The 22,448-nt window shown below is 73.6% G+C and carries 23 protein-coding genes; 12 read left to right on the top strand and 11 right to left on the bottom strand.

Annotated features, from left to right (window positions below; all coding sequences use genetic code 11):
* Positions 1 to 124: 124 nt before the first annotated feature.
* The 3 genes from ykgO to MET2598_RS0112880 all read left to right on the top strand — a co-directional run bounded on the left by ykgO (position 125) and on the right by MET2598_RS0112880 (position 2,163).
* Complete coding sequence (gene ykgO, locus MET2598_RS0112895) at positions 125 to 250, top strand: type B 50S ribosomal protein L36 (protein WP_012334921.1); 126 nt, start codon at positions 125 to 127, stop codon at positions 248 to 250.
* A 191-nt stretch (positions 251 to 441) separates the two neighbouring features.
* Complete coding sequence (locus tag MET2598_RS0112885) at positions 442 to 1,044, top strand: tetratricopeptide repeat protein (protein ID WP_012334920.1); 603 nt, start codon at positions 442 to 444, stop codon at positions 1,042 to 1,044.
* Positions 1,045 to 1,122: 78 nt separating this feature from the next.
* On the top strand, positions 1,123 to 2,163 hold the full coding sequence (locus MET2598_RS0112880) for an alpha/beta fold hydrolase (RefSeq protein ID WP_018261105.1): 1,041 nt from the start codon (positions 1,123 to 1,125) through the stop codon (positions 2,161 to 2,163).
* Positions 2,164 to 2,210: 47 nt separating this feature from the next.
* On the opposite strand, the gene pyk is transcribed toward MET2598_RS0112880, so the two are convergent.
* From pyk to MET2598_RS0112855, 5 genes are all read right to left on the bottom strand, one after another.
* Positions 2,211 to 3,647, bottom strand: coding sequence for a pyruvate kinase (gene pyk / locus MET2598_RS0112875; protein ID WP_012334918.1), 1,437 nt, complete (start codon positions 3,645 to 3,647; stop codon positions 2,211 to 2,213).
* A 140-nt stretch (positions 3,648 to 3,787) separates the two neighbouring features.
* Positions 3,788 to 4,240: a DUF1036 domain-containing protein gene (locus MET2598_RS0112870; protein ID WP_083784733.1), complete on the bottom strand. Its 453-nt coding sequence runs from the start codon at positions 4,238 to 4,240 to the stop codon at positions 3,788 to 3,790.
* Entirely contained in the window at positions 4,212 to 5,516 is a 1,305-nt protein-coding gene (locus MET2598_RS0112865) for a glycerate kinase type-2 family protein (protein WP_018261104.1), read from the bottom strand. Before MET2598_RS0112865 ends, MET2598_RS0112870 begins: the two co-directional genes overlap by 29 nt.
* Positions 5,517 to 5,541: 25 nt before the next feature.
* Positions 5,542 to 6,519, bottom strand: coding sequence for a DMT family transporter (locus MET2598_RS0112860; protein ID WP_018261103.1), 978 nt, complete (start codon positions 6,517 to 6,519; stop codon positions 5,542 to 5,544).
* Positions 6,520 to 6,661: 142 nt separating this feature from the next.
* A complete protein-coding gene (locus MET2598_RS0112855; protein WP_012334914.1) occupies positions 6,662 to 7,456 on the bottom strand; it encodes a fumarylacetoacetate hydrolase family protein in 795 nt (264 codons plus the stop codon).
* Between the two features lie 219 nt (positions 7,457 to 7,675).
* Here MET2598_RS0112855 and MET2598_RS0112850 point away from each other — a divergent pair, with 219 nt between their 5' ends.
* The 3 genes from MET2598_RS0112850 (at position 7,676) to MET2598_RS0112840 (ending at position 9,327) form a co-directional block, all read left to right on the top strand.
* Positions 7,676 to 8,428 carry an N-formylglutamate amidohydrolase gene (locus MET2598_RS0112850; protein ID WP_012334913.1) on the top strand — a complete coding sequence of 251 codons (753 nt, stop codon included), beginning with the start codon at positions 7,676 to 7,678 and terminating at the stop codon, positions 8,426 to 8,428.
* A gap of 206 nt (positions 8,429 to 8,634) precedes the next feature.
* A complete protein-coding gene (locus tag MET2598_RS0112845; RefSeq protein WP_018261102.1) occupies positions 8,635 to 8,940 on the top strand; it encodes a DUF1244 domain-containing protein in 306 nt (101 codons plus the stop codon).
* 120 nt (positions 8,941 to 9,060) lie between these two features.
* Positions 9,061 to 9,327 (top strand): DUF2312 domain-containing protein, encoded by a 267-nt coding sequence (locus MET2598_RS0112840; RefSeq protein ID WP_012334911.1) that lies wholly within the window; start codon positions 9,061 to 9,063, stop codon positions 9,325 to 9,327.
* Positions 9,328 to 9,441: 114 nt separating this feature from the next.
* Here MET2598_RS0112840 and MET2598_RS0112835 read toward each other — a convergent pair whose 3' ends face one another.
* The 3 genes from MET2598_RS0112835 to crtI all read right to left on the bottom strand — a co-directional run bounded on the left by MET2598_RS0112835 (position 9,442) and on the right by crtI (position 12,238).
* On the bottom strand, positions 9,442 to 10,146 hold the full coding sequence (locus MET2598_RS0112835) for a Uma2 family endonuclease (RefSeq protein WP_018261100.1): 705 nt from the start codon (positions 10,144 to 10,146) through the stop codon (positions 9,442 to 9,444).
* A gap of 71 nt (positions 10,147 to 10,217) precedes the next feature.
* The gene (locus MET2598_RS0112830) at positions 10,218 to 10,664 is read right to left on the bottom strand and encodes a DUF2141 domain-containing protein (RefSeq protein WP_018261099.1); all 447 of its coding nucleotides are present in this window, start codon (positions 10,662 to 10,664) and stop codon (positions 10,218 to 10,220) included.
* On the bottom strand, positions 10,661 to 12,238 hold the full coding sequence (crtI, locus tag MET2598_RS0112825; protein ID WP_018261098.1) for a phytoene desaturase family protein: 1,578 nt from the start codon (positions 12,236 to 12,238) through the stop codon (positions 10,661 to 10,663). The genes MET2598_RS0112830 and crtI overlap by 4 nt, the downstream gene beginning before the upstream one ends.
* A gap of 175 nt (positions 12,239 to 12,413) precedes the next feature.
* Between crtI and MET2598_RS0112820 the strand changes: the two genes are divergently transcribed.
* Positions 12,414 to 12,851 carry a hypothetical protein gene (locus MET2598_RS0112820; RefSeq protein ID WP_018261097.1) on the top strand — a complete coding sequence of 146 codons (438 nt, stop codon included), beginning with the start codon at positions 12,414 to 12,416 and terminating at the stop codon, positions 12,849 to 12,851.
* Between the two features lie 111 nt (positions 12,852 to 12,962).
* Here MET2598_RS0112820 and MET2598_RS0112815 read toward each other — a convergent pair whose 3' ends face one another.
* Together MET2598_RS0112815 and croR are read right to left on the bottom strand one after the other, a co-directional pair.
* On the bottom strand, positions 12,963 to 13,772 hold the full coding sequence (locus MET2598_RS0112815; protein ID WP_012334906.1) for a TrmH family RNA methyltransferase: 810 nt from the start codon (positions 13,770 to 13,772) through the stop codon (positions 12,963 to 12,965).
* Between the two features lie 18 nt (positions 13,773 to 13,790).
* The gene (gene croR / locus MET2598_RS0112810) at positions 13,791 to 14,255 is read right to left on the bottom strand and encodes a 3-hydroxybutyryl-CoA dehydratase (RefSeq protein WP_012334905.1); all 465 of its coding nucleotides are present in this window, start codon (positions 14,253 to 14,255) and stop codon (positions 13,791 to 13,793) included.
* Positions 14,256 to 14,434: 179 nt separating this feature from the next.
* Here croR and MET2598_RS0112805 point away from each other — a divergent pair, with 179 nt between their 5' ends.
* A complete protein-coding gene (locus MET2598_RS0112805) occupies positions 14,435 to 15,319 on the top strand; it encodes a metallophosphoesterase (RefSeq protein ID WP_018261096.1) in 885 nt (294 codons plus the stop codon).
* A 24-nt stretch (positions 15,320 to 15,343) separates the two neighbouring features.
* On the opposite strand, the gene MET2598_RS0112800 is transcribed toward MET2598_RS0112805, so the two are convergent.
* A complete protein-coding gene (locus MET2598_RS0112800) occupies positions 15,344 to 16,666 on the bottom strand; it encodes a UDP-glucose dehydrogenase family protein (protein ID WP_012334903.1) in 1,323 nt (440 codons plus the stop codon).
* Between the two features lie 478 nt (positions 16,667 to 17,144).
* Between MET2598_RS0112800 and MET2598_RS0112795 the strand changes: the two genes are divergently transcribed.
* From MET2598_RS0112795 to MET2598_RS0112780, 4 genes are all read left to right on the top strand, one after another.
* A complete protein-coding gene (locus tag MET2598_RS0112795; RefSeq protein WP_018261095.1) occupies positions 17,145 to 17,981 on the top strand; it encodes a hypothetical protein in 837 nt (278 codons plus the stop codon).
* A 43-nt stretch (positions 17,982 to 18,024) separates the two neighbouring features.
* Positions 18,025 to 20,040, top strand: coding sequence for a glycosyltransferase (locus MET2598_RS0112790; RefSeq protein ID WP_018261094.1), 2,016 nt, complete (start codon positions 18,025 to 18,027; stop codon positions 20,038 to 20,040).
* A 197-nt stretch (positions 20,041 to 20,237) separates the two neighbouring features.
* A complete protein-coding gene (gmd, locus tag MET2598_RS0112785) occupies positions 20,238 to 21,221 on the top strand; it encodes a GDP-mannose 4,6-dehydratase (protein WP_012334900.1) in 984 nt (327 codons plus the stop codon).
* A 22-nt stretch (positions 21,222 to 21,243) separates the two neighbouring features.
* A complete protein-coding gene (locus MET2598_RS0112780) occupies positions 21,244 to 22,212 on the top strand; it encodes an NAD-dependent epimerase/dehydratase family protein (protein ID WP_012334899.1) in 969 nt (322 codons plus the stop codon).
* Positions 22,213 to 22,448: the final 236 nt, after the last annotated feature.

Below are 22,448 nucleotides of genomic sequence, written 5' to 3'. Positions count from 1 at the left end.
GCCCTCGCCGGACGGCGCCACGCGTCGCCCGGCCTTGGCGCTTGGTCTCGGGCCGCGCCGCGAATCCGTCACCCCTCGATACCGCGGCCGGCCGGAGCCGGCGCGTCACCGTGAGACCAGACCGATGAAGATCCGCAATTCGCTGAAGTCGCTGCGCGGCCGGCATCGCGACAACCAGCTCGTGCGCCGCAAGGGCCGCGTCTACGTCATCAACAAGACCCAGAAGCGCTACAAGGCCCGCCAGGGCTGAGCGTCCTGCCGGCCCCGCCTCCGGGCGGGGCCGCACGGCCCGGAGAGCGGCCGCACGGCCTGGAGAGCGCCGGCCTCGGAGAGGCGCACGGCCTCGGAGAGGCGCACGGCCTCGGAGAGGCGCACGGCCTCGGAGAGGCCGCGGCAAGCCATCGCGTTGACCATCCGGCCCCGGCGCCGGAGCATGGCGTCATGCAGCGCCCCGTTCTCGCGACTTGCCTCTCGGCCTTCCTCCTCTGCGGGCTCGCGCCGGCCGGCGCAGTGGCTGCGGCTCCGCCCGAGCCCGGCGCCCCGGCCAAGGAGGCGCCCCGCCCGCCCGCCACCCTCGACGATCTCTTCGCCCGGCTGAAGGCCGCCAAGGACGACGCGGAGGCGCGCGGCGTCGCGCAGCTCATCGAGCGCCGCCTCGACCGCTCCGGCAGCGACACGGTCGACCTGCTGGCCAGCCGCGCCGGGCAGGCCCTGAAGGACAAGGACGCCGCGCTCGCGGTCGAACTCCTCGACCGCGTCGTGACCCTCGAACCCGGCTGGGCCGAGGGCTGGAGCCGGCGCGCGACCGCCTTCTACCTCCTCGACGATCAGGCGAGCGCGCTCGCCGACCTGCACCGGGCGCTGCAGCTGGAGCCGCGGCACTTCGAGGCGTGGTCGGCGCTCGCCCACCTCTACATGGCGAGCGACGACAAGGAGCGGGCGCTCGCGGCCTTCCGGAGGGCCGAGGCGATCTATCCCCGGATGGGCAAGCTGCGCGAGGCGATCGAGCACCTCGCCCCCGCCATCGACGGCCGCGACTTGTGATCCGAGCATCGGTCGACCGCGTCGCGACGCGACGTGCGGCGTCGCGCGGGCGTGCGGGGCGCCGATGGGTCGCGCCGCATGCGTCCCGGCGATGACGGGCGGCGCCGGACGCGGGTGCGCCGCGTGCTGATCGGGCTGGTCGGTGCGCTGCTGGCCATCGTCGCAGCCCTGCTCGCCGCCGGCTTCGCCGCGACCTGGTTCATCACCCGGCAGGTGGAGGCGCGCTACCCGCCCGCCGGCCGGCGCGTCGCCCTGGCCGGCGGCGCGCTCGCGGTGCTGGAGGCCGGCCCGGGGGAGGGGCGCCCGAGCCGCGGCACCGTGGTGCTCCTGCACGGCGCCTCCGCCAACGGCATGGACCCGATGCAGGCCTTCGGCCGGCGGCTCGCCGGGGACGGGTTCCGGGTGCTCGCCTTCGACCGGCCGGGCTTCGGCTGGAGCGACCGCATCGCCGGGAGCGCCGCCGCCTCGCAGGCCGTGCAGGCCCGGCTGATCGCCGAGGCGCTCGGGGCGCTGGCGGTGGGCCCGGCCACGATCGTCGGCCATTCCTGGTCCGGCGCGCTCGCGGCGACGCTCGCCCTCGACCATCCGGAGCGGGTCTCCGGCCTCGTCCTCCTCGCCCCCGCCCTCTATCCCTGGCCGGGCGGCGCGGTGCCGGGCTACGCGGGCTGGTACCGGTCGGTGCCGGGCCGGGCGCTCCTGGCGCTCGCCACCCACACGGTCGCGGCGCCCCTCGGGCTGAGCTATCTCGACCGCTTCGCCGCGGCGGTGTTCCGCCCGGACCCGCTGCCGCCGGGCTACGTCGACGAGGCGCGCGTGCCGCTGGTGCTGCGGCCCGCCACCTTCCTGGCGAACCTGCAGGATCTCGACGGCCTGTACGGCTTCCTGGCGGCCCAGAGCCCGCGCTACCCGGAGATCGCGGTGCCGACCACGATCGTGGCCGGCGACGCCGACCCGGTCGTGCGCACCCCGGTCCATGCCGAGCCGATGGCGCGCGCGGTGCCCGGGGCGCGGCTGGTGGTGCTGCCGGGCATCGGCCACATGCTCCACTACACGGCGACCGACGCGGTGGTCGCCGAGATCGAGGCGGTGGCGGCGCGCGGCCGGGTCGCGGCGGATTAGGCGGGCGCCCGGAGGGGCGGGGTTCCCCCGCCCGGGGCGGCCCCTGCTCAGGCCTTGGCCGCGTGCTCGCGGGTCACCTGCGCGATGCGGATCAGGTTGGTGGCGCCGGGCGTGCCGAAGGGCAGGCCCGCCACGACGATGACCCGGTCGCCGACCTTGGCGAAGCGCTCGCGCACGGCGAATTTGCAGGCGCGGAACGACATGTCGTCGATGTCGCTGGCGTCGTTGGTGACGATCGGGTGGGTGCCCCAGGCCATGGCGAGGCGCCGCGCGGTCTCGCGCTTGGGGGTGAGCGCGATCACCGAGGCGTTGGGGCGGGCGCGGGCGAGGCGCAGAGCCGTCGAGCCGGAGGCGGTCCAGGCCATGATGGCGTCGAGGCCGAGCGTGTCGACGATCTGGTGGGCGGCGAGCGCGATGGCGTCGGAGGCGGTGGCCTCCGGCACGGAGCGCTGCGCGGCGATGATCGACCAGTAGATCGCGTCCCGCTCCACCTGCTCGGCGATGCGGTTCATGGTGGCGACGGACTCGACCGGGAAACTGCCCGAGGCGCTCTCGGCGGAGAGCATCACGGCATCGGCCCCCTCGTAGACCGCGGTGGCGACGTCCGAGACCTCGGCGCGGGTCGGGACCGGGGCGCTGATCATCGATTCGAGCATCTGGGTCGCGACCACGACGGGCTTGCCGAGGCGGCGCGCCCCGCGGGTGATGCGCTTCTGCACGCCCGGCACCTGTTCCAGGGGCATCTCGACGCCGAGGTCGCCGCGGGCGACCATCAGCCCGTCCGAGACCTCCATGATCCCGTCGAGATGGGCGAGCGCCTGGGGCTTCTCGATCTTGGCCATCACCAGGGCGCGGTGTCCGGCGATCTCCTTCACCTCGGCCACGTCCTCGGGCCGCTGCACGAAGGAGACGGCGATCCAGTCGATGTTGGCGGCGAGCCCGGCTTCCAGGTCGAGGTGGTCCTTCTCGGTCATGGCGGCGACCGGGATGGTGGTGTCGGGCAGCGAGACGCCCTTGCGGTTCGAGATGCGCCCGCCGACGAGGACGCGGGTGACGGCCCGCCGGGGCGCCACCTCGACGACCTGGAGGCGCAGCTTGCCGTCGTCGATGAGGACCGTGTGGCCGGGCTCCAGGGAGGAGAGGATCTCGGGATGCGGCAGGTGGACCCGGGTCGCGTCGCCCAGCGCCTCCTCGCCGTCCAGCACGAAGCTCTGGCCCTTCTCCAGGATCGCGGCGTCGCCCGCGAACTTGCCGACCCGGAGCTTGGGCCCCTGCAGGTCGAGCAGGATGGCGATGGGGCGGCGCAGGCGCTGCTCGATCGAGCGGATGACGGCGACGCGCTCGGCCAGCCGCTCGCGGGGCAGGTGGCTCATGTTGAGGCGGAAGACGTCGGCCCCGGCCTCGAACAGCTTCTCGATCACCTCCGGATCCTCGGAGGCCGGGCCGAGGGTGGCGACGATCTTGGTGCGGCGGGCGCGCTTCATGGCAGGTCCGGAGAAGGTGCGGGCGGGGCGGCGGGGAGTGTCCCCTGGGCGCCGGCGGGCGCGACGCGGCCGGCCCGGCGAGGCGCAAGTATACCAGTTCCGCGCCGGGCGCCTCCCCGGCCGTTATGGGGAGGCGCCGCTCACGGCCCCGCCCCGGGCCGCCCCGGATCGGTGAGCTGGATGGTCCAGCTCTTCTGCTCGCCCGTGTCGACCTCGAAGAAGCCGTTGCGGTCGAAGCCGCGGGCGAGGCAATCCTCGACGCCCCGGATGGTGAATTCGCGGTCGCGGGTGCACATCAGGGAGCGGCCGCTCCACTCGCCGCCGCGGTCGTAATCGACCGCGAAGACGTAGTAGTAGCGGGCGGCGAGCGCCCCCTTGAGCAGGGTCTCGCAGGCCTTGCCGGAGAGGTTCCACCAGCCCTCCGTGACCCAGCCCCCGGCATCCCGGTAGCCGAGGGCGACGCCGACGCGGCTGCCGGTCATGTTGCACATGCGCAGGTCCGCGCGGGCGGGCGCCGCGCCGAGAAGCAGCGCGGCGGCCCCCAGGGCCGTCGTGCGGGTCGTCCTATCCCACCAGGATGATGCGGCAATCATTGACGTTGGTGCGCGTCGGCCCGGGCCGGACGAGGTCGCCGAGCCGGTCGAAGAACGGGGTCGAGTCGTTCTCGGCCAGACTGGCCCGCGGGTCCAGCCCCAGCGCGGCCGCACGGGCGAGGGTCGTCTCGTCCACGATGGCGCCCGCCGGGTCGGTGGCCTCGCCGCGCCCGCCATCGGTGCCGTCGGTATCGGCCGAGAGGCCGGCGATGCCGGGCGCCCCGTCGAGGGCGACCGCCATGGCCAGCATGTATTCCTGGTTCGGCCCGCCCTGGCCCTCGCCGCGGATCGTCACGGTGAGTTCGCCGCCGGAGATCAGCGCGACCCTGCGCCCCTCCGCGGCCATCCGGCGGGCGAGCGCCGCGTGCTCGGCCGCGACCTCGCGCGCCTCGCCCTCCAGGTCGGCGCCCAGCATCACGGGTTCGTAGCCCGCCTCCTGCGCGGCGGCCGCGGCGGCCCGCAGGGCGTCGATCGGCCGGGCGATGATGCGGTACTCGGTGCGGGCGAAGAGCGGGTCCCCGGGCTTGGGGCTCTCGTTGGCCGGATCGGCGAGGAGCGCCGCCGCGGCAGGCGGCAGCGGGATGCCGCGCCGCTCGCAGATCGCGCGGGCCTCGGCCAGGGTCGAGGGATCGGGCACGGTCGGGCCGGAGGCGATCACCGCGGGGTCGTCCCGGGGCACGTCGGAGATCGCCAGCGTCAGCAGCTTGCCGGCCTTGCGGGCCGCCAGGGCGAGGCGCCCGCCCTTGATGCGCGAGAGGTGCTTGCGGACGCAGTTGATCTCGTCGATCGCGGCGCCCGAGCGCAGGAGCGCCTTGGTGATCCCCTGCTTCTCGGCGAGCGTCAGGTCGCCCGCGGGCGCGATCCAGTTCGCCGAGCCGCCGCCGGAGAGCAGCACCAGCACGAGGTCGTCCGGGCCCGCGGAGGCCGCGAGGGCGAGGCTGCGGCGGGTGGCGTCGATCCCCGCCTGGTCCGGCACCGGGTGGCCGGCCTCCACCACCGCGATCAGGCCGGCGGGCTCGCCGTAGCCGTGGCGCGCCACGGCCTGGCCGAGGAGCCGGTCGGGGCCGAGGCCGTGGGCCTCGCGGTAATGCCGCTCGGCCACCGCCGCCATGCTGGCCCCCGCCTTGCCGGCGCCCAGGATGATCAGGCGGCCGGCGGGCGGCGGCGGCAGCTCGGGCACCAGGCAGCCGCGGGGATGGGCCGCCGTGACGGCGTCGTCGAGGAGACGCAGCAGCAGCGCGCGGCGCGCGTCGGCGGGGGAGGGGGAGGCGGTCACGGGGCGGATCCTCGCTCGTTCTGCGTCATCGTGGCGGAGGCGGTCGGCGGTCCCGGGGGCGGGCGACCGCGATGCCGATGAGGATGAGGCCGCCGCCCAGCACTTGCGGCCCGCTCAGGGCCTCGCCGAGGACGACCCAGCCGAGGGCCGCCGCCGCCACCGCCTCGAGGAAGATCACCAGCGAGGAGAAGGCGGAGGACAGCCGCCCGAGGGCGACGGAGAGCAGCCCCTGGCCGGCGGCGTGGCTGAGCAGCGCCAGGGCGACGAGGCCGGCGGCGGCGCCCGGCGAGCGGGGCAGGATGGGCCGCGTCTCGGCGAGGAGCACGACGCCGAGGAGCAGCGCGGCGGTGACCGCGGAGGCCACGAAGGTGACGCGGGCGGCGCCGAGCCCCCGCGCCCGGGCGCGCTCGACGGCGAGGAAGTAGAGGCCGAAGAAGACGGCCGTCAGCGCGCCGTCCCGGTCTCCGGCGAGTCGCCCGGGATCGATCCGGATCGATTGCCCGACGAGGGCGGCGCCCCCGGCGAGGCAGAGGGCGAGGCCCGCCAGGGTCGCCCGCGCCGGGCGGCGGCCGAGGCCGAGCCAGGCGAAGAGCAGGACGAAGACCGGGGCGGTGGTGGCGAAGAAGGTGGCGTTCGCCACCGTGGTGCCGAGGATCGCCCGGTGCCAGAAGACGAGATCGCCCGTGAAGGCGAGGCCGGCCAGGAGGGCGGCCGGGGCGAGGGCCTGGCGGCGCAGGCGCGGGCTGCCCGCCTCCTCGGCGCGCATCCAGCCGTAGAGGGCGGGCAGCGCCAGGGCGACGCGCCAGAAGGCGCTGGCGAAGGGCCCGACCTCGGGGCTGACGAGCCGCACCAGGATCGGCGACACGCCCATGGCGAGGGCGCCGAGGAACAGGGCCGCGACCGCCAGGCCCGCGCCCTCCGCCGCGCCCTCCGCCGCGCCCGGCCCGGCGCCCGGGGGCGCCGTCCGCGCGGCCGCGGCGAGATCGGGGGAGGGGCAGGTCATCGGGCGAGGGGCTCCGGCCGGAACGGGGTCCGCGAAGCACTATGGCATGTCGGCGCGCCCGTCACCCTGGCGGCGGGGCCGCGGGCGACGAAGGGGGCTCGGCTCTTTTGGGGGAGGGGGTCCGCCGTCCGCTCCCGGCGCCTCAGCGCGCGCCGTCGACGATGCGGATCGAGAGCTCGGGCAGGCCCGCGACGCGGCCGACCAGCAGGTCGCCCGGCACCACCGGCCCGACATTCTCCGGTGTGCCGGAATAGATCAGGTCCCCGGCCTTGAGCTCGAACGCCTCCGACAGGTGGGCGATCTGCTCGGCGACCGACCAGATCATCTGCGACAGGTCGGCCTCCTGCCTGACCTGTCCGTTGACCGTGAGCCGGATCGCGCCGCGCGTGAGGTGCCCGACCGCGGCGACCGGGTGGAGCGGCCCGATCGGCGCCGAGCGATCGAAGCTCTTGCCGATCTCCCACGGTTTCTTCTGGTCGCCCATGCCGCGCTGGAGGTCGCGCCGGGTCATGTCGAGCCCGACCGCGTAGCCGAAGACGTGGTCGAGGGCGCTCTCCTTCGACAGGTTGCGCCCGCCCGATCGCAGCGCGGCGACGAGTTCGATCTCGTGGTGGTAGTTCCGGGTCAGGGACGGGTAGGGGTGATCGACGACCGCCCCGGCGGGCACGATCTGGACCGCGTCGGCCGGCTTCTGGAAGAAGAAGGGCGGCTCGCGGGCCGGATCCGAGCCCATCTCGCGGGCATGGGCGGCGTAGTTGCGGCCGATGCAGTAGACCCGGCGCACCGGGAACACCTCGGCCATGCCGGCGATCGGCAGGCGCGCCTGCGGCAGGGGAAACAGCGGCGCGGCGGAATCCTGCGCGGCAGCCGATCCCGACGCCGCGCCGAGCGCCGCGGCGGCCGTGACCCGGAGAGCGTCCCGCCGGTTGTGCGTCATCGTCCGTCTCCCCGAGGCCGATCCGGCCCGATCGCGGCCAACCCCGCGCGCCCTCCGCGCGTTCCGGTCCGGGCATCGCCCGAAACGGGCCGCGGCTCAACCCCGCCGCGCTCCGCGCGCATTCCCCCCGGCGGACACGCGAGAGGATGGAGGTCGGGCCCGAGGGGTGGTACCGGTCGCGGCAGCGCGCGCGCCTTCCCGCCACCGCCCCGAGCCGCCATGCCCGATCCCGTCCCGAGCCAGCCCGTCGAGAGCCTTGCGGGGGATGCCGCCTGCGGGCTCATCCTCCTCTGCGACCACGCCTCGAACGCCGTGCCGGAGGATCTCGGCTCCCTCGGGCTCGACGCCCCGCATTTCGAGCGGCACATCGGCTACGACATCGGCGCCGCCGCGGTGACGCGCGCGCTCAGCCGCCGCCTCGGGGCGCCGGCGCTGCTCACCACCTTCTCGCGCCTGATCATCGATCCGAACCGGGGCCGCGACGACCCGACCCTGGTCATGCGCCTCTCCGACGGCACCGTGGTGCCGGGCAACGCCCGGATCACGCCGGAGGGCGTCGCCGCCCGGATCGCCCGCTTCTACGACCCCTACGACCGGGCCATCGCGGCGGCGGTGGCGGCCGGGCGCGATGCGGGGCGCCCACCCGCCCTGGTCGCGGTGCACAGCTTCACGCCGGCCTGGCGCGGGGTGCCGCGCCCCTGGCAGGTCGGAATCCTGTGGGACGGGCGCGACGGGCGCGTCGCGCGGCCGCTCCTCGACGGCCTGCGGGCGGACCCGGCCGGGCTGACGGTCGGCGACAACGAGCCCTACGCGGGGGGCCTGCCGGGCGACACGCTCGACCGCCACGCCGGCGCGCGGGGCCTGCCGAACGCCCTCATCGAGATCCGCCAGGACCTGATCGCCGACGAGGCGGGCCAGGCGGAATGGGCCGGGCGCTTCGCCCGGCTGCTGGCGCCGCTGATCGCCCGGTGAGGCGATGCGGGGCGCGGCGACGGCCCGGCGGCCCGCGCCCCGGACGCCTCCCGCGATCCCGGCACGGCCTTCGACGGCGCCTCGGAGCCCGCCGCGACGCCGCGGGACGTTCCCTGCGCCGATGGCGGATCGCCGGATGGGCTTGGGCGGCGGGCCCGGCGCGCCTACATCCCGCCGCGAGGGCCACGCCGCCAGGGATCCGGGACATGACGCAGATCGACGAGACCGCCCGCACCGAACTCGAAGCCGCGGTGTTCCGCCGGCTCGTGGCGCACCTGCGGGGGCGCACCGACGTGCAGAACATCGACCTGATGAACCTCGCCGGCTTCTGCCGCAACTGCCTGTCGAACTGGATGAAGGAGGAGGCGGATGCCCGCGGCCTGCCCCTCAGCAAGGACGAGAGCCGGGAGCAGGTCTACGGCATGCCCTACGAGGAATGGAAGGCCAAGCACCAGAAGGAGGCGAGCGCCGAGCAGCAGGCCGCCTACTCGGCGCGCAACCCGGGGCATTGAGGCGCCTCGCCCGGCCCCGGCCGGGCGAGTCCGCGGCAAGAACTCGGTAAGGTTGAGAGACTATCAACCCTGGCGAGGGCGCGCCTCGCGGAGCGCCGATCCGGCAGAGGAATTCGAGCCATGGCTGCATCCCCCGTGCTCGCGGTCGACAACTCGTCGGTCGCCGCCGACCAGCTCAAGAGCATCATCGAGCGCATCGAGCGCCTGGAGGAAGAGAAGGCCGGGCTGGCGGGCGACATCAAGGACGTCTACGCCGAGGCCAAGGCGAACGGCTTCGACACCAAGGTCCTGCGCAAGATCATCTCGATCCGCAAGCGCGACCACGAGGAGCGCCAGGAGGAGGAGGCGATCCTCGAACTCTACATGCAGGCCCTCGGCATGGTCTAGAAAGGTCCGGGAGGCGCGAGCGCCGGTTCTCCGGACGGATGGACGGCCCGGCAACGGCGTCGGGTTCGCCAGCCGCGTCCCGCACGGCGCGGGCGACCCGGAGCTGCGGCGCGGTCACCCCTCGCCGGACACGCCCGCGGCCATTCCACCGAGGGGTCGTCCCGGCGTTGCGTCCGGCGCCGAAGCGGTCTGCGCGTCGGCGCGTGCGGCTCGGAGATCCGGCCCGCTCCGGGCGAGCGGCCGCGACACTGGCACGCCGAAATAGATCCGGTCGAGGTCGATCTCGAAATCGACCGCGTCGAAGCGCAGCACGTCCTGCGGCGTGATCAGCACCTCCAGGCGCCAACCCTCCTCGGTGCGCTGATAATGTTCGACGCGCATCTGGTCCTGGTAGACCAGCGCGAGGTGCCGCAGGGTGGGCAGCGACTTGTGGAACGCGAGCTTGCCGCCGCAGTCGTGGTCCATCGTCGAGGGCGACAGCACCTCCACCACGACGAGGGGATCGGTCACGTAGGTCTGGTTCTGGCGCGGCCCCAATCGGACGACGATGTCGGGCCTGGTCTTGTCGCGGCCGCGTCCATCGTCGGAGCGCTGCACGCGCATGCCGCCCTGATAGCTGCGGCATCCTGCGGCATCCATGGCGAGCTTGAGAGGGGCCCCGATATTCCCGGCGATCTGCTCGTGATCCTCCGTCGGGTTGCTCATCATCACGAATTCGCCGGCGACGAGTTCCCACTCGCGCTCGTCGCGTTGCGCCGCCACGAACGCGTCGCAGTCGGCGATCGTCAGCGCCGGGAATCGGTGAGCCGCGTCGGCCATGGTGCCCTCCACGGGTCCAGGCTACCCCATTCCGCGGCCATGCCCCAAGGCGGGCGCTGCCCCCCCGACGATCACCGCGCCGCCGGCAGCGCCCGCTGCAGCCGCACGCGGATGGCCGCCCCCGGCTCGGCCAGCGGGAAGGCCGCCGCGGCGAAATCCGGCCGGCCACCGCGGCCCGCCCCGTTCGAGAAGCCGTAGGGCTCGCGCGGCAGGCCGAGCGGGGTGCGGGCGAGCCGCCCGTCGCCGTCGAGGTCCTGGAACACCGCGACCGCGTAGGTCCCGGGCGGCACCTGCGTGAAGGCGAAGCGCAGGGCGGGCGCCCGCGCCGGAGCGTTCTGGCCGATGCGGCACGAGCCCTCCGAGAGCCCGCCGGTGCACAGGGCGACGTAGACCTCCCCGGCCCCCGGCTGCACCCCCTCGACGTCCACCGTGAGCTCGGCCGCGACCGCGCCCCCCGACGGCAGGACGAGGGCCGCGAGCAGGGCGGCGAGGGCCGCGCGCGGCGCGCCCGCCCTCACGTCGCCTTCCCGCTCGGCGCGACTTCGAGCGGCGGCGCGAGGTCGGGCAGGGAGCGCCGGCCCTGCCGGGCGAGGTCCTCCAGCAGGAGCCGGGCGGTGATGCGCGCGCCCTCGTAGATCACCGGCAGGCCCGAGCCCGGATGGGTGCCGCCGCCGACCAGGTACAGGCCGCGGCCGAAGCGGTTGTGCGGCCGGAAATACAGCATCTGCCCGAGATCGTGCGACAGGTTGAACGTCGCCCCCTCGTTGACCGCGAACGCGTCGCGCCAGTCGGTCGGATCGACGATGCGCTCGTAGCGGATGCGCCGCTCGATGTCGGTCAGGCCGAGCAGCTTCAGCCGGTCGAGGACGAGGCGGCGATACTGGGGCCGCACCGTCGCCCAGTCGATGTCGGCGCGCAGGTTCGGCACCGGGACCAGCACGTAGAGGCTGGTATGGCCGGGCGGCGCCATGCCGCCATCCGTGAAGCCGGCATGCTGCACGTAGAGCGAGGGCTGGCGCGGCAGGATTCCGGTCGAGATCTCCGCGATGTTGCGCCGGTACTCCTCGGCGAGCAGGATCGTGTGGTGGCCGAGGCCCTCCGGCATCCGCCCCTCCAGGCCCAGATAGAGCATGAAGGTCGAGCAGGAGAGGCGCGCCCGGTCGAGCTTGGCGTCGCGCCAGCGCGGCCGGTGCCGCTCGGGCACCAGGGCGCGCACCACCTTGGCGAAATCGCCGTTCACCACCACCGAATCGGCCGGCAGGCGCTCGCCCCCGGCCTCGACCCCGACCGCGCGGTCTCCCTCGAACAGCACCCGGTCGACGGCGGTGCCCAGGCGGATGTCGACGCCGAGCCGCCGGGCGAGCCCCGCCATCGCCTCCGAGACCGCCCCGCAGCCGCCCACGGGATGGAAGACCCCGTGCTCGTATTCGAGGAAGCTCAGGATGGTGAACAGGCTCGGGCAGCGGAACGGCGACATCCCGAGGTACTTGGTCTGGAACGAGAAGGCGAGGCGCACCCGCGGGTCGGCGAAGTAGCGCTTTAGGTCGCGGTCCACGGTGGCGTGCGGGCGCAGGAGCGGCAGCGCCCTCAGCATCGGCGCCGAGACCAGGCTGCGCAGGCTGTCGAAGGGCTGTTCCAGCACCGGCCGGAAGGCCTCGAGCTTGGCGCGGTTGTCCGCGAGGTAGCGCGGCACGTTGGCGGCGTCGGCCGGCGCCATGCGGGCGATCTCGGCCTGGAGCCGGGTTACGTCCGAGGTGGCGCGGATCTCGCCGCCGCCCTCGAAGACGAGGTGGTAGAGCGGATCGAGCCGCTCCAGCCGGACGTGGTCCTCCAGCCGCTCGCCGCAGGAGGCGAAGATGTCGGCGAGGATGCGCGGGTAGAGGAAGAAGGTCGGCCCGATGTCGAATCGGTAGCCGCCCGGCGCCGTCACGGTGCGGGTGCGCCCGCCGACGCAGTCGTCCTTCTCCACGACGGTGACGTGGACGCCCTCCCGGGCGAGGAGCAGCGCCACCGCGAGTCCGCCCGGCCCCGCCCCCACCACCACCGCACGCCGCCCGGACAGGGTGCGGTAGCCTTCACGCGGCTGAAGCAATCCTTCGCTCCTGAGCGTCTGGTCCGGATGCACCGGCCGTTTCCCCTACGGCCTAGTTTGGCGCGCCGGACGAGCGCGGCAATTGCCGCTCTTTGTCGCGCATGCTGGGGGCGTGACAGGATTGCGCGCCAGTGGCCGGGGCGCATCATCGCCTCCGGGGTCCGGCGGGGCGGCGATGGACATCGAGGAGAGGCTGCGCGAGCGGCTGCGCAAGGCCGAGAGCCTGTTCGCGGGGGCGGCCACCTCCGGCGAGCGGGATGCCGCCGAGGCGGCGGTGCGGCGGCTGCGGGCGCGGCTCGCCGAGACCGCGCGGGCGGAGCCGCCCATCGAGCTGAAGCTCACGGTGCCGGACGCGTGGTCGGCCCGGCTGCTCATCGCCCTGTGCCGGCGCTACGGCCTGCGCCCCTACCGCTATCCGCGCCAGCGCCGCACCACCGTGATGGTGCGGGCCCCGCGCTCCGTCTTCGACGCGGTGGTCTGGGCGCAGTTCACCGCCCTGCACGAGGAGATGCTGGCCTTCTTCGAGGAGACCACCGAGCGGCTGATCCGCGAGGCGGTCTACGGCGACGCCGCCGACGCCGAGACCGTCCCGGAGGCGCTGCCGGGGCGGTGATCCGCTGTCCGGACAATCACGTCCGGACAGCGGATGCCAAGCCCGCGCGGCGCGTGAGCGCGGCCGACATCCGCACGGCGACGCAATCCGTCGGATGTCGTGTGAGGCGCGTCAGGGACCGGAGAGGCGCGGCGCCGCGATCCGGTGCAGCGCCACCGCCCCCGCCGCCGCCACGTTGAGCGAATCGACGCCCGGCGCCATCGCGATCCGCACCCGCCGGGCCCGCGCCATCAGGGCGTCCGGGAGCCCGGTCCCCTCGGTGCCGAGCAGGAGCATCGCGCGGGGGAGGGGCGGCAGCTGCGCGATCTCCTCCCCGCCGCCGGGGGTGAGGGCCAGCGGCACGATCCCGTGCCGCTCGCAGAGGGCGAGCAGGGCCTCGCCGTCCGGCAGCCGGGCGAAGGGAAGGGTCAGGCAGGTGCCGGCCGAGACCCGGATCGCCTTGCGGTAGAGAGGGTCGCAGGTGGCCGCGTCGAGCAGCACCGCGTCGGCCCCGAAGGCGGCGGCGTTGCGGAACAGCCCCCCGACATTGTCGTGGTTGGCGAGGCCCACCAGCCCGAGCAGCAGGGCGGGCCCCGGCGGCACCAGCGACTCGGCCGGCGGGGTCTCGCCCGATCGCCCGATCGCCAGCACGCCGCGGTGGATCGGGAAGCCGGCGAGCGCGCTCATCACCGCGCGCGGCGCGAGGTAGACCGGGGCGTCGGTCAAGGCGGCGAGGGCCGGCCGCAGGGAGGCCAGGCGCTCGGGCGAGAGCAGGACCGACTCGATCCGGAACCGGGCGCGGCCCGAGAGCAGGACCCGCAGCACCACCTCGCCCTCGGCGACGAAGCGGCCCCGGCGCCCGACGAGGTCGCGCTCGCGGATCGCCGCGAAGGCGCTGAGCCGCGGGTCGGCCGGATCCTCGATCGGGATGGGCTCGGGCACGCGGTCGGCTCGCGCCGGTCAGCCCTTGGCGCGGGCCGCGAGCGGATCGGCCTCGGCCCGGGTCGGCACCTTCACGAGCGCCTCGCCGTCCAGCACGGTCTCGCCGCCGACGCTGCAGGTGCAGGTGAGCCGGGCGCGGCGGCGCTCGGGGACGAGCTCGGCCACCTCGACCGTGACCTCGACCGTGTCGCCGATGCGCACGGGCGCGCGAAAGTTCAGGCTCTGGCTGATGTAGACCGCCCCCGGCCCGGGGAGGCGCGTGCCGAGCACGGCCGAGATCAACCCGGCCGTGTAGAGGCCGTGGGCGATGCGGGTGCCGAACGGCGTGCGGGCGGCGAAGTGCTCGGAGAGGTGGATCGGGTTGCGATCGCCGGTGATCTCCGCGAAGCCGACCACGTCGGAGGACGAGATCGTCTTCGACAGCGTCTCGGACATCCCGACGGCGAGATCCTCGAAGTACAGAACGCGCAGTTCGGGCAGCATCGGCGTCTCTCCCACTCGCGCAAGGTTTGCGCCCGCTGCGGCCTCGCACAGGATCCGACCCGAATCCAGTGCCCGAAGGTCGGGGCCGGGCCCGCCGCCGCGGGCTTGGTGCGGCGGGCTTGGCGCGGCGGCCGGGCGCGGGGCATAGACGCGGCCCGATCCCGCGACGGAGCCACGCGATGCCGCGCCACGCCACCGCCGACGACGCGCCCGGGCCGCTGCGCCTGTTCGTGCTCTCCGACCTGCACCTGGAGCGGCGCGACCCCGCCGCCATCCCGCCCCCGGCGGAGCCCTTCGACGTGCTCGTCTGCGCGGGGGACGTCTGGGAGGGTCAGCCGGAGCGGGGGCTCGCGGTGCTGCTCGGCCTCGCGGGGGAGCGCCCCGCGGTGCTGGTGCCCGGCAACCATGAGCACTACGCCCCGGCGGGCGATCCGCGCACCGCCCCGGCGCTCCTCGCCGCCCTCGCCGCCGAGGTGGAGCGGATCAACGCCGCGGCCGGGCGGACCCGCATCGCGCTGCTGCGGGCCGCGGAGGCCGCGGTGATCGCGGGCGTGCGCTTCGTGGGCGCGACCCTGTGGAGCGACTGGGCGCTGGCCGGGCGCTGGCTCGCCCCCGACGCGCCGGGCCGGCCCGCCGACCCGGCCGCCTACGCGGCGGCGCGCATGACCGACCCGCTCACCGGCTCGCGCGAGTTCCGGGCGATTCGGCTCGCGGACGGGGCGGCCTGGACGCCCGCCGCGGCGATGGAGGCCCACGCGCGGGACCGCGCCCTGCTGGCGGCCGCCCTCGCGCGGCCGCATGCGGGGCCGACCGTCGCGGTCACCCATCACCCGCCGATCGCCGAGGCCGCCGACCGCTACCGCGACGCGCCGGGCGTGCCCTGGTGGGTGCCGGCCTTCTACGCCACGACGGTGCTGGCCGACCTCGCGCCCGCCCATCGCCCGGCGCTCTGGGTCTCCGGCCATTTCCATGCCGGCCACGACCTCGCCCTCTACGGCACGCGCTGCGTGGCCAATCCGGTCGAGGGCGGGACCTTCGATCCCCGCACGGTCGTCGCCGTGTGAGCGGGGGCCGCCGCCCCGGCCGGGTCAGGCGGGGAGCGGCTGCCCGGCCCGTCCGACGCTGGTGTAGGAAAAGCCGTGCTTGCGCGCGTCCTCCGGCCGGTAGACGTTGCGCAGGTCCACCAGCACCGGCACCGCCATCACCCCGCGCAGCCGCGCGAGGTCGAGCGCCCGGAACGCGTCCCACTCGGTCACCAGCACCAGCGCGTCCGCGCCGTCGGCGCAGCCGTAGGGGTCGCTCGCGTAATCCACGTCCGTGAGAAGCGGGCGCGCCTGCTCCATCCCCTCCGGGTCGTAGGCCCGCACCCGCGCCCCGGCATCCTGCAGCCCCGCGATGATCGAGAGCGAGGGCGCGTCGCGCATGTCGTCGGTGTTGGGCTTGAAGGTCAGACCCAGCACCGCGATCGTCCTGCCCCGCACCGAGCCCCCGCAGGCCGCCACCACCTTGCGCGCCATCGCGCGCTTGCGCTGGTCGTTGACCGCCACCACGGTCTCGACGAGGCGCACCGGGCTGCCCGCATCCTGCGCCGTCTTGACCAGCGCCAGCGTATCCTTGGGGAAGCACGAGCCGCCGTAGCCCGGGCCGGCATGCAGGAACTTCGCGCCGATGCGGTTGTCGAGCCCGATTCCGCGCGCCACCTGCTGCACGTCGGCCCCGACCCTCTCGCACAGGTCCGCCATCTCGTTGATGAAGGTGATCTTGGTGGCCAGGAAGGCGTTGGCCGCGTACTTGGTGAGCTCGGCGGTGCGCCGGGAGGTGACCAGGATGGGGGCCTGGTTGAGGTAGAGCGGGCGGTAGAGCTCGCTGATCACCTCGGCCGCGCGGGGCTCCTCGGCCCCGATGACGATGCGGTCGGGCCGCTTGAAATCCGCGATGGCGGCGCCCTCGCGCAGGAATTCCGGGTTGGAGACCACGGCGAAATCGGCCTCGGGCCGGGTCTCGCGGATGATGCGCTCGACCTCGTCGCCGGTGCCGACCGGGACGGTCGATTTCGTCACCACGACCGCGTAGCCGTCGAGGGCTCGGGCGATGTCGCGGGCCGCCTGATGCACGTAGGTGAGGTCGGCGAAGCCGTCGCCGCGGCGCGAGGGGGTGCCGACGGCGATGAAGACGGCGTCGGCGCCCGCGACGCCCTGGGCGAGGTCGGTGGTGAAGGAGAGGCGGCCCTGGCGGACGTTCTCGGCCACCAGGGCGTCGAGGCCGGGCTCGAAGATCGGGATGCGGCCGGCGTTGAGTGCGGCGATCTTGTCGGGATCCTTGTCGACGCAGACGACCGCGTGGCCGAAATCGGCGAAACAGGCCCCCGAGACCAGCCCGACATAGCCGGACCCAACCATCGCGACCCGCATGGCCCCATTCCTTTGGTAGGCGTTGCAGACGCCGGATAGCAGCCCTCCCGGGTCCGACTCAAGGCTGGCGGCCCGGCGGCCGCCGCGCGGGGCGGGGCGATCATCGGGGCCCGGCGAATTGGCGCGCCGGATCAACTCGGCTAAGGAGACGGCCGCGCTCCTCGCTGACCGGCCCCCTGCACCGAAGTCAGCCCGTCGCGCGACGCAAGGAAATCGTCCGACGCAATGCAGCAACGACCGAATGGGACGCCCCGGCGCACCCCTCGCATCCGGGTCCTTCAGGATCCGGTCACACGGCGTGCCGGCCTCGCAACTTGTCGATCCCGGAGCGACGCGGCGGGCCGGCCGGGCGACGCCGCTCGAGCGATGCTCCTGCCGGCGCGCGCCCTCCCGGCCGCCTGACGGCTGCCATCGCGGGACCCGGTTCGATCCGGGCGAGCCCCGCCAGCCCCGTCGCGATTCCCTCCCGAGGCCAGACATGACGACGAACGACACCGCTCCCCCTCAGCGCAAGCGCGTCGCCGGCTGGGTCACCACCGTCTACGCGCGCGGCAGGACGCCGAAATCGGCCGTCAGGTCGAACATCGACGTCGTCGAGGGCCGGCGCATCGCGGGCTGGGCCTATGACAGCTCGCGCGCCCACGCCGCCCTGACCGTCGAGGCGACCTCCTCCGCGGGCCAGCGGGCGCGCGCCACCGCCGACATCTTCCGGCAGGATCTGCGGGAGGCCGGCATCGGCAACGGTGCCCATTGCTTCGAGATCGACCTCAGCGGGTGGACGCAGGAGGCGGGCGAGGTGACCGTCCGGGTGGTGGAGACGCAGGACGTCCTCGGCGTCTTCCCCTTCGACACGGGCCCGCTTCCCGCCTCGCCCGCCCGGCGGGAGGAGTCCGCGCCGGCGTCCCGCTGGCGGTGGAACATCGACCGGGTCGATTCGCGGTCGGTCCTGGGCTGGATCCAGGACACGCGCAGCCCTTCCGGCGCCGTCCTGCTGCAGGCCCTCGGGGAGACCGGCAGGTCGGTCCTGATCACGGCCGACCTTTACCGCGCCGACCTGGAGGAGGCCGGGATCGGCGACGGCCGCCACGGTTTCGAGGTCAACCTCGCCGAGGTCGGCGCGCGGAACGCCGTCACCCTCCTCATCGCCGAGACGGGCGAGCCCCTCACCCCCGCGCCGATTCCGACGAGCGCCGTCGCGGTCGTCAAGAGCGGCGGGATCTCGGACCAGATGAAGGTGCAGCTGCGGATGGCGCTCGTCGAGATCGCCGCGCTCGCGCGAGACCACGGCATCGAGACCGCGGCGTCCCGCGACTGAGCCCCCGCCGCCCTCCGACGACCGATCAACCCGCAGGCACCCGATGAGCAGCTCCCCCATCCTCCAGGTCGCCAATCCGGAGCGCGACCCGGAAGGTCTCATCACGAAGTACGTTCAGTTCGAGAGCTTCCGCCTCGTGCGGGACCACCACCTCGACGACATGACCGGCTCGCTGCAGGATCGGCTCAAGGTCCTGATGTGGTACCTGACGGACTACCAGGCGCACCGCAAGGCGCAGGGCACGCGCTTCGAGATGCCGCTGTCGCGCGCGCAGGTGGCGTTCCTGAACCGGCCGATGCCGCTCGCCGGCCTGTCGCCGGCCGTGACCGTCGCCCTCTACAATTCCGTCGTGCGGGAACTGCCGAGCCACCTCAACCTGGCCGATGTGCGCGTGCTGCGCGAAGCCGTCTACTGGTGGTGCTTCGAGCGGACGATCGACGCCAAGCTGCATCGCGCGCTCGTGACGCGGGAGCAGATCGCGGTCCTGCAGGCGCCGTCGAGCGCGCCGTACGCCGACTTCCCCTTCAACATCTTCATGGAGATCCAGTTCGAGCGCGACCGGGCCAAGCTCGACCTGACCAGGGACAAGGCCTCGGACCGCGCCGCCTATCTCTGCTACCTGATCCTGTCGAGCTACACGCGGCCCTACCTCAGGAGCTTCCTGCCGGGCAGTCAGGTCCGGCAGCTGCTGCGGGCGAGGGCGGAGGCCGCCTCGCTCTTCGACGAGATCATCGCGGCCGTCGCCCTGCCGCCGGGCGCGCCGCCCTCCCGCGTGGCGGCCCTGCGCGGGCAGGCGGAGGCCCTCGCGGCCAAGCTGGCGAGGCAGGGGGCCGGCGAGAGCACGGCCGAGGTTCGGGATTACGGCGAGTTCCTGCTGCCGAAGCGGGATTTCCCGCGCTCCCACCCCGAACCCGGCGTCGCCCTGATCGGTCCGCTCCTCCAGACGTCGGGCCTCGGCCAGGCGACGCGCATCTCCTACGAGATCCTGACGGCCGCCGAGCGCGTGCGTCCCACCGCGCTGCCCTTCGGCCTCGACAACCCGGCGCCCATCGGCTTCGCCACCGAGCTGAACTTCGAGACCTTCACCGCTCCGCGCGAGATCAACCTCATCCACCTCAACGCCGAATCGATTCCCCTGGTCTACGCGTTCGAGCAGCGCGAGATCGTGGCCAACAGTTACAATATCGGATATTTCTTCTGGGAGCTGAATCAGATCCCGAAGTGCCATAATCTGGCGCTCGATCTGCTCGATGAGATCTGGGTCTCTTCGGAGTACAACCGCGAGATCTACGCCCGGTTCACCGACAAGCCGGTGGTGAACGTGGGCATGGCGGTCGAGCCGCTGCCCGAGGTGGAGGCGATGGACCTCGGCAGCCTCGGGCTGGAGCGCGACGCGACAATCTTCCTCACCACCTTCGACTCCTTCTCCTTCATCGAGCGCAAGAACCCGCTGGCCGCCGTCGAGGCGTTCCGGCAGGCCTTTCCGCTCGGCACCGAGGCGGTCGCCCTCGTCATCAAGACCCAGAACAGGACCCGGGTCGGCGATCCGCACCAAGTGGCGATCTGGAGGAAGATCGACGACGCCTGCAGGGCGGACCCGCGGATCCTGATCGTCGACGAGACGCTCAAGTACAGGGACCTCCTCGCCCTCAAGAAGGCCTGCGACTGCTACGTCTCGCTGCATCGGTCCGAGGGCTGGGGCTTCGGCATGATCGAGGCCATGCAGCTCGAGCGGCCGGTGATCGCGACGGCCTATGGCGGCAACATGGATTTCTGCAGCGAGGAGAGCGCCTACCTGATCGGGTACGACCTCGTCGGGGTGCAGAGGGACGAGTACATCTTCGTCGAGCGCGGCAGCGTCTGGGCCGATGCCGACCTCCGGCAGGCCGCCGCCGCCATGCGCCACGTCGCGACCGACCGGGCCGCGGCGCGCGCCAAGGGCGTGAGCGCGGCCCGTCTCGTCAAGGCGCGTTTCAGCATCCCGGCGATCGCGAAGCGCTACGGCGCGCGGCTGGAGGAGATCCGCGCCGCGCCCGCGCGCCGCCTGGCCGCCTCGTGACGGGCCGCAGCGGGCGGGTCGCGCATTGGTCCCGACCGGGGCAAGGGGCCTCTGACGCAGAGGCCGGCGCTCTTGCGGGGCCGGTACGAGGACGAGATGACGGCCGCGGCAAGCCCGCAGACGAGCTTAGCCATTGCACTTGACTTCATCGGGAGCCCTCCATACCGAGGGCCCGAATAGCGGCAAGGGGAACTGAGATGACACGCAGACGTGCCTTGATCACCGGAATTACCGGCCAGGATGGGGCCTACCTGGCGCAGCTTCTGCTTGAAAAAGACTACGAAGTCTACGGTATTGTCCGTCGGTCGAGCCATGCTGGTGTTTATGATCACAGGCTGAAGTGGCTCGGCGTTGCCAAGGACGTTCACCTCATCGACGGCAATCTGATCGATCTGTCGAGCCTGCTGCGCATCGTCCAGCAGGTCCGGCCCGATGAGGTTTACAACCTCGCCGCACAGTCGTTCGTCACCTCGTCCTGGCAGCAGCCGATCCTCACCGGGCAGGTGACCGGCCTCGGGGCGACCAACCTGCTCGAAGCGGTCCGCATCATGGCCCCGCAGGCGCGCTACTACCAGGCCTCCTCGTCGGAGATGTTCGGCCTGATCCAGGAGCAGGTGCAGAGCGAGCAGACCCCCTTCTACCCGCGCTCCCCGTACGGCGTCGCCAAGCTCTACGCGCACTGGATGACGATCAACTACCGGGAGAGTTTCGGCCTGCACGCCTCGAACGGCATCCTGTTCAACCACGAATCCCCGCTGCGCGGGGTCGAGTTCGTGACCCGCAAGGTCACGGACGGCGTCGCGCGCATCAAGCTCGGCCTCGAGACGGAACTGCGGCTCGGCAACATCGACGCGAAGCGGGACTGGGGCCACGCCAAGGACTACGTCCGGGCGATGTGGCTCATGCTGCAGCAGGACGCGCCGGACGACTACGTGGTGGCGACCGGGCGCACCACCACCGTGCGCGACATGTGCCGGATCGCCTTCGACCACGTGGGCCTGACCATGGACGACCACCTCCGGATCGACGAGAAGCTGTTCCGCCCGGCCGAGGTCGACGTGCTCCTCGGCAACCCTGCCAAGGCCGAGCGCATTCTGGGCTGGAAGCCGGAGATCTCGCTCGAGGAGATGATCACCGAGATGGTCGACGCGGACCTCGCCCGCCTGCGCGCCTCCGTCTGAGCCGCCCTGCCGAGGCTCTGGCGTGAAGCGCATCCTGATCACCGGCGCGACGGGTTTCGTCGGCCGCCACGCGGCCGCCGCCTTCCTCGACCGGTTCGGCGCCGGCGCGGAGATCGTCGGTCTCGGCCGCGAGGCCAGGCCGGCGGCGCTTTCCGCCGGGATCGGCTACGTCGCGGCCGACCTGTCGGACGGTCGCCGCACGGCGGAGTGCCTGCGCGAGGTCGCGCCGACGGACATCCTCCACCTCGCCGCCCTCTCCTCCGTCTCGGACGCCGCCGCGCGGCCGGTCCGGGCCTGGAGCGAGAACGTCGGCACGGTGCTGAGCCTCGCATCGGCGCTGGTCGACCACCTGCCCGGGACGAACCTGTTCTTCGTGAGTTCCGGGGAGGTGTACGGTCGGGCCTTCCTGTCGGGACAGCCCGTCGGCGAGGCGGTCCGGCCGGAGCCGGCGAGCACCTACGCCAAGACGAAGCTCGTCGGCGAGCAGATCCTGACGGACGTGCTGGGCCGGGCGGGGTCGCGCCTGGTGATCCTGAGGCCGCTCAACCACATCGGCCCGGGCCAGAGCGAGCGGTTCGTGGTCGCCTCGTTCGCCGCGCAGATCGCCCGCATCGAGGCGCAGCTGGTTCCGCCCGTGCTGGAGGTCGGGGACCTCTCGGCCCGTCGCGACTTCCTGGACGTCCGCGACGTCGTCGAGGCCTATGCGGGTCTGGTCGCGGCCGCCGACACGCTCGACCGATGCAGCATCTTCAACATCGCCTCCGGCCAGGCGCGGTCGATCGGCAGCCTGCTGGAGACGCTGGCATCCCTCTCGCGCAGGCCCTTCGAGGTGCGGGTGGCGCAGGAGCGGCTGCGCCCCTCCGAGATCCCGACCGCCTGCGGGGACGCCTCGGCGCTGGCCGCCCGCACCGGCTGGGCCCCGAAGCGCTCCCTCACCGAGACGCTCGCCTCCGTTCTCGACCACGCGCGGGCGGAGGTCCGCCACGGCTGAGCATCGCGGGCCGACGGGGCGGCGCCGCGGGGGAGGAGTGGATCCGGCGGGACGGATCGCCGGAGACGATGGAGCGGGAGCGGCGCCCGAACCGCCCTCGCGGGAGAGTCCCTGGATCGGACCAGGCCTCTGATTTGCAAGCGCTTTCCGGCGAACCGAAATCCGCTTCGCCGGAATGAACCCTTCAATTACCTTACGACGAACGGGAGCCTCCCGGGGAATCGGCTCACCGGCAG

It is taken from the genome of Methylobacterium sp. WSM2598, assembly GCF_000379105.1.
Taxonomy (GTDB): Bacteria; Pseudomonadota; Alphaproteobacteria; order Rhizobiales; family Beijerinckiaceae; genus Methylobacterium.
This window is presented reverse-complemented; position numbering and strand designations above follow the sequence as displayed.

What these genes read in the sequence shown, in the direction of transcription:
- ykgO (WP_012334921.1), top strand. Translation starts at nt 125, where the DNA reads ATGAAGATCCGCAATTCGCTGAAGTCGCTGCGCGGCCGGCATCGCGAC.
- MET2598_RS0112885 (WP_012334920.1), top strand. Translation starts at nt 442, where the DNA reads ATGCAGCGCCCCGTTCTCGCGACTTGCCTCTCGGCCTTCCTCCTCTGC.
- MET2598_RS0112880 (WP_018261105.1), top strand. Translation starts at nt 1,123, where the DNA reads ATGCGTCCCGGCGATGACGGGCGGCGCCGGACGCGGGTGCGCCGCGTG.
- pyk (WP_012334918.1), bottom strand. Translation starts at nt 3,647, where the DNA reads ATGAAGCGCGCCCGCCGCACCAAGATCGTCGCCACCCTCGGCCCGGCC.
- MET2598_RS0112870 (WP_083784733.1), bottom strand. Translation starts at nt 4,240, where the DNA reads ATGATTGCCGCATCATCCTGGTGGGATAGGACGACCCGCACGACGGCC.
- MET2598_RS0112860 (WP_018261103.1), bottom strand. Translation starts at nt 6,519, where the DNA reads ATGACCTGCCCCTCCCCCGATCTCGCCGCGGCCGCGCGGACGGCGCCC.
- MET2598_RS0112855 (WP_012334914.1), bottom strand. Translation starts at nt 7,456, where the DNA reads ATGACGCACAACCGGCGGGACGCTCTCCGGGTCACGGCCGCCGCGGCG.
- MET2598_RS0112850 (WP_012334913.1), top strand. Translation starts at nt 7,676, where the DNA reads ATGCCCGATCCCGTCCCGAGCCAGCCCGTCGAGAGCCTTGCGGGGGAT.
- MET2598_RS0112845 (WP_018261102.1), top strand. Translation starts at nt 8,635, where the DNA reads ATGACGCAGATCGACGAGACCGCCCGCACCGAACTCGAAGCCGCGGTG.
- MET2598_RS0112840 (WP_012334911.1), top strand. Translation starts at nt 9,061, where the DNA reads ATGGCTGCATCCCCCGTGCTCGCGGTCGACAACTCGTCGGTCGCCGCC.
- MET2598_RS0112835 (WP_018261100.1), bottom strand. Translation starts at nt 10,146, where the DNA reads ATGGCCGACGCGGCTCACCGATTCCCGGCGCTGACGATCGCCGACTGC.
- MET2598_RS0112820 (WP_018261097.1), top strand. Translation starts at nt 12,414, where the DNA reads ATGGACATCGAGGAGAGGCTGCGCGAGCGGCTGCGCAAGGCCGAGAGC.
- croR (WP_012334905.1), bottom strand. Translation starts at nt 14,255, where the DNA reads ATGCTGCCCGAACTGCGCGTTCTGTACTTCGAGGATCTCGCCGTCGGG.
- MET2598_RS0112805 (WP_018261096.1), top strand. Translation starts at nt 14,435, where the DNA reads ATGCCGCGCCACGCCACCGCCGACGACGCGCCCGGGCCGCTGCGCCTG.
- MET2598_RS0112800 (WP_012334903.1), bottom strand. Translation starts at nt 16,666, where the DNA reads ATGCGGGTCGCGATGGTTGGGTCCGGCTATGTCGGGCTGGTCTCGGGG.
- MET2598_RS0112795 (WP_018261095.1), top strand. Translation starts at nt 17,145, where the DNA reads ATGACGACGAACGACACCGCTCCCCCTCAGCGCAAGCGCGTCGCCGGC.
- MET2598_RS0112790 (WP_018261094.1), top strand. Translation starts at nt 18,025, where the DNA reads ATGAGCAGCTCCCCCATCCTCCAGGTCGCCAATCCGGAGCGCGACCCG.
- gmd (WP_012334900.1), top strand. Translation starts at nt 20,238, where the DNA reads ATGACACGCAGACGTGCCTTGATCACCGGAATTACCGGCCAGGATGGG.